General features: G+C 43.0%; 5 protein-coding genes. 4 read left to right on the plus strand and 1 reads right to left on the minus strand.

All coding sequences use genetic code 11. From position 1 onward, the window contains the following. On the minus strand, positions 1-443 hold a 443-nt coding region (locus tag ABPH35_RS10500; protein WP_368849785.1), incomplete at its 3' end, for an ISAs1 family transposase. Positions 444-602: 159 nt separating this feature from the next. Here ABPH35_RS10500 and ABPH35_RS10505 point away from each other — a divergent pair. Genes ABPH35_RS10505 through whiA form a run of 4 tightly spaced genes read left to right on the plus strand, consistent with a single transcriptional unit; the run spans position 603 to position 3761 of the window. Beyond that, the gene (locus ABPH35_RS10505; protein ID WP_349989635.1) at positions 603-983 is read left to right on the plus strand and encodes a RidA family protein; all 381 of its coding nucleotides are present in this window, start codon (positions 603-605) and stop codon (positions 981-983) included. Positions 984-994: 11 nt separating this feature from the next. Further along, positions 995-1882 carry an RNase adapter RapZ gene (rapZ, locus tag ABPH35_RS10510; protein WP_349989634.1) on the plus strand — a complete coding sequence of 296 codons (888 nt, stop codon included), beginning with the start codon at positions 995-997 and terminating at the stop codon, positions 1880-1882. Further along, positions 1879-2853, plus strand: a complete 975-nt coding sequence (locus ABPH35_RS10515) for a YvcK family protein (RefSeq protein ID WP_349989633.1) — start codon at positions 1879-1881, stop codon at positions 2851-2853. The genes rapZ and ABPH35_RS10515 overlap by 4 nt, the downstream gene beginning before the upstream one ends. Next, positions 2850-3761: a DNA-binding protein WhiA gene (whiA, locus tag ABPH35_RS10520; RefSeq protein WP_349989632.1), complete on the plus strand. Its 912-nt coding sequence runs from the start codon at positions 2850-2852 to the stop codon at positions 3759-3761. The genes ABPH35_RS10515 and whiA overlap by 4 nt, the downstream gene beginning before the upstream one ends. The last annotated feature ends 167 nt before the right edge of the window (positions 3762-3928 follow it).

The following is a 3928-nucleotide window of genomic DNA, read 5'->3' on the forward strand; positions in this document are numbered from 1 at the left end:
ACTTGACCGTAGGAAATCCCTAAATCTGTCGCATAGGCGGAGACAATATGTAAGGCTTTCTGGTGTTGGCTGGCATTACCTCTAATTGTCTTTCCGTCAATGGCTATCAGGCGTTTCGAAAAACGAGTAAAATGTTTAGCTGATACCTCTGCCTCTTCAAGAAGAGCAGACCACATCTGTGTCACTTCTACTAGAACTTGAGGATCTAGAGTCGCAAAAACTCGTTGCAGCGTATCGTGAGACGGAATCCCATTTTCTAACTCCAACACGGTTCGCAAGGAAGACTCATAGGCAGTCCCAAACTCCTCAATTTCATCCCAATATTCTGCACCTGATAGACGCGCAAAGAAAATAAGCAAGACAATATCTGACAATGTGTGCTTAATTTTCCAGGATTCTCTATCATCACGGACACCTATCAAGAAATCCAGTCTCTCATTCATAACAAAATCCTCCACTATCTCTAGTATAGCAAAGGATTCGAACTTAGTTTATGAAACTGTTATCTGAAAACGAAACTTTCTTCATGCGTTTGTCGTGTTTGCCTCTCATTTCCTAAAAATGTGCTATAATAAAGAAAAAACGAATGAGGTATTAGCGCAATGAAAACAATTCACACAGATAAAGCTCCAGCAGCTATTGGACCGTATGTGCAAGGCAAGGTCGTTGGAAATCTTTTATTTGCCTCTGGGCAGGTCCCCCTATCTCCAGAAACGGGTGAGATTGTCGGCACGACGATTGAGGAACAGACACAGCAAGTCTTGAAAAATATTCAAGCCATTTTGACGGAAGCAGGAACAGATTTTGACCATGTGGTGAAAACGACTTGCTTCTTGAGTGATATGAATGATTTCGTAGCCTTTAATGCTGTTTACCAGACTGCCTTTTCATCTGAATTTCCAGCTCGTTCAGCAGTTGAAGTTGCTCGCCTACCACGTGATGTTAAAGTGGAAATTGAAGTGATTGCGTTTGTCGAAAACTAGAAAGGAATGCTATGTCAGAAAAGTTTCATCTGGTGATTGTCACAGGAATGTCAGGTGCTGGAAAGACGGTAGCGATCCAATCGTTTGAGGATTTGGGCTATTTTACAGTTGATAATATGCCTCCAGCCCTCTTACCAAAATTCCTAGAATTGATGCGCCATAGTCAAGACAATGACAAGGTAGCAGTTGTGGTTGATATGCGTAGCCGTTCCTTTTTTGCTGAGATTCGTCAAGTTCTTGACGAGATTGAATCGGCTGATGATGTGGACTTTAAAATTCTCTTTTTAGATGCTACAGATAGTGAATTGGTTGCCCGTTATAAGGAAACTCGTCGTTCTCACCCACTTGCGGCAGACGGCCGAGTTCTTGACGGGATTCAACTGGAACGTGAATTGCTCGCACCGCTCAAAAACATGAGCCAAAATGTGATTGACACGACAGAATTGACACCGCGCAATTTACGCAAAGAAATTTCAGATCAATTTGCTAGTCTGACCAATCAACCCTCTTTTCGGGTGGAGGTGATTTCATTTGGCTTTAAATATGGCTTGCCACTTGATGCAGATTTGGTTTTTGATGTGCGTTTTCTACCAAATCCCTATTATCAAGTAGAATTACGAAATTTAACAGGACTGGATGAGCCAGTATTTAACTATGTCATGGAGCACGAAGAGTCGGAGTCTTTCTACAAGCATTTACTTGGGTTAATTGAACCCATTTTGCCTGGTTATCAAAAGGAAGGCAAATCTGTTTTGACTATTGCAGTTGGCTGTACTGGCGGTCAACACCGTAGTGTGGCTTTTGCGAAACGCCTAGCAGACGATTTAGAAGCAGGCTGGACGGTCAACCTCAATCACCGTGATAAAGATAGACGAAAGGAAACGGTCAATCGTTCATGAGAAAGCCTAGAATTACAGTCATTGGAGGTGGTACAGGCATTCCGGTGATTCTCAAAAGTCTGCGTGATAAGGATGTGGATATTATTGCCATTGTAACCGTAGCAGATGATGGTGGATCTTCTGGTGAAATCCGTCAGGCCTTACAGATGACGCCGCCCGGTGATTTAAGAAATGTTCTGCTTGCTATGTCTGACATGCCAAAGCTTTATGAGCGCATTTTTCAGTATCGTTTTGCAGAGACAGACGGAGCATTAGCAGGTCATCCCCTAGGAAATCTGATTATTGCTGGTATTTCTGAAATGCAAGGTTCGACCTATCATGCCATGCAGCTCCTATCCAAGTTCTTTCATACGACAGGAAAAATCTATCCTTCAAGCGAAAATGCCCTGACTCTCCATGCTGTGTTTACAGATGGTCATGAGGTGGTGGGCGAGAGCAAGATTGCAGGCTACAAGGGTATGGTCGACCATGTTTATGTGACCAATTCCTACAATCAAGATGAGCCGACTGCCAGTCGGAAGGTGGTTGAAAGCATTCTCGAAAGCGATATGATCGTTCTTGGTCCGGGGTCTCTTTTTACCTCGATTTTGCCAAATCTGATGATTTCAGAAATCGGTCAGGCCCTAAAAGAGACCAAGGCCGATGTGACCTACGTCTGCAATATCATGACCCAGCGGGGGGAAACCGAATTTTTCAGCGATGCAGACCATGTGCGGGTCCTGAACAAGCACTTGGGTGAGAATTTTATTGATACGGTCTTGGTTAATATCGAGCCGGTTCCAAAAGAATACATGAATACCCACCAGTTTGACGAATACTTGGTGCAGGTCAAGCATGACTTTACAGGTTTGCAGGCGCAAGCCCAGCGTGTCATTTCTTCAAATTTCTTACGATTGGAAAATGGCGGAGCCTTTCATGACGGGGACTTAGTGGTCGAAGAACTCTTGAAAATCTTGCAGGTGAAATCATGAGTTTCAGTGTGCAAGTAAAAGAAGAAATTATCAGTCAGGGACAGCCAGAAAAGAGTGAATTGGCAGCTATGATTAAGCTATCTGGCAGTTTGGGGCTTGCTTCGTCTGGGCTTACCCTGTCGATTAGTAGTGAGAATGCGAAAATCGCCCGTCATCTCTATGAAATGCTCTATCAGTTTTACCAAGTCAAGGCAGAAATTCGTCATCACCAAAAGACTAATCTTCGAAAAAATCGTGTCTATACGGTATTTCTAGAGGAGGGAGTCAATGCGATTTTAGATGATCTCTACCTAGCAGATAGTTTCTTTGGCTTAGAGACAGGGATTGCGCCTGCAATTTTAGAAAATGATAGCTGGAGTCAGTCCTATCTACGAGGAGCTTTCCTAGCCAGTGGTTCGGTAAAAGACCCAGAAACAGGGAAATACCAGCTAGAAATTGCTTCAATCTATGAAGATCATGCCCATGACTTGGCCAACCTTCTGCAAAAATTTCTCTTGGACGGAAAAGTCATCGAACGCTCTAAAGGTAGCATTACCTACTTACAGCGAGCAGAAGATATCATGGACTTTCTCTTGATTATTGGGGCAGAAGAAGCCAAGACAGAATTTGAAAATGTCAAAGTTCTTCGCGAGACACGAAATGACCTCAATCGGGCAATCAACGCAGAAGCCGCTAACATTGCCCGCACCGTGACGGCTAGCATGAAGACGATTAACAACATTTCTAAAATCATGGAAACGATTGGCCTTGACCAATTGCCGTCTGATTTGCAAGAAGTGGCTCAATTGCGGATTCATCATCCAGATTATTCGATTCAGCAGTTAGCAAATAGTCTCTCAAAGCCCATTACAAAGAGTGGACTCAATCATCGACTGCGTAAAATCAATAAAATTGCGGAGGAATTATAAAACCGAGCTGGACTTGAATCTAGCTCGGTTTTTAGGAGATAAGTTTGAAAAAAGTCAAAGTTAATTGAGCTATTGTTTACCCAAATTTTGGGCATACTAAAAAGAGGTCTTGAAACCTGATTTTTAAAATGAAACGACGTTAAAACCGTGTTGTTGTGCGTATCGAA

The organism is Streptococcus handemini, from assembly GCF_040984445.1.
In the GTDB taxonomy this organism is placed as follows: domain Bacteria; phylum Bacillota; class Bacilli; order Lactobacillales; family Streptococcaceae; genus Streptococcus; species Streptococcus handemini.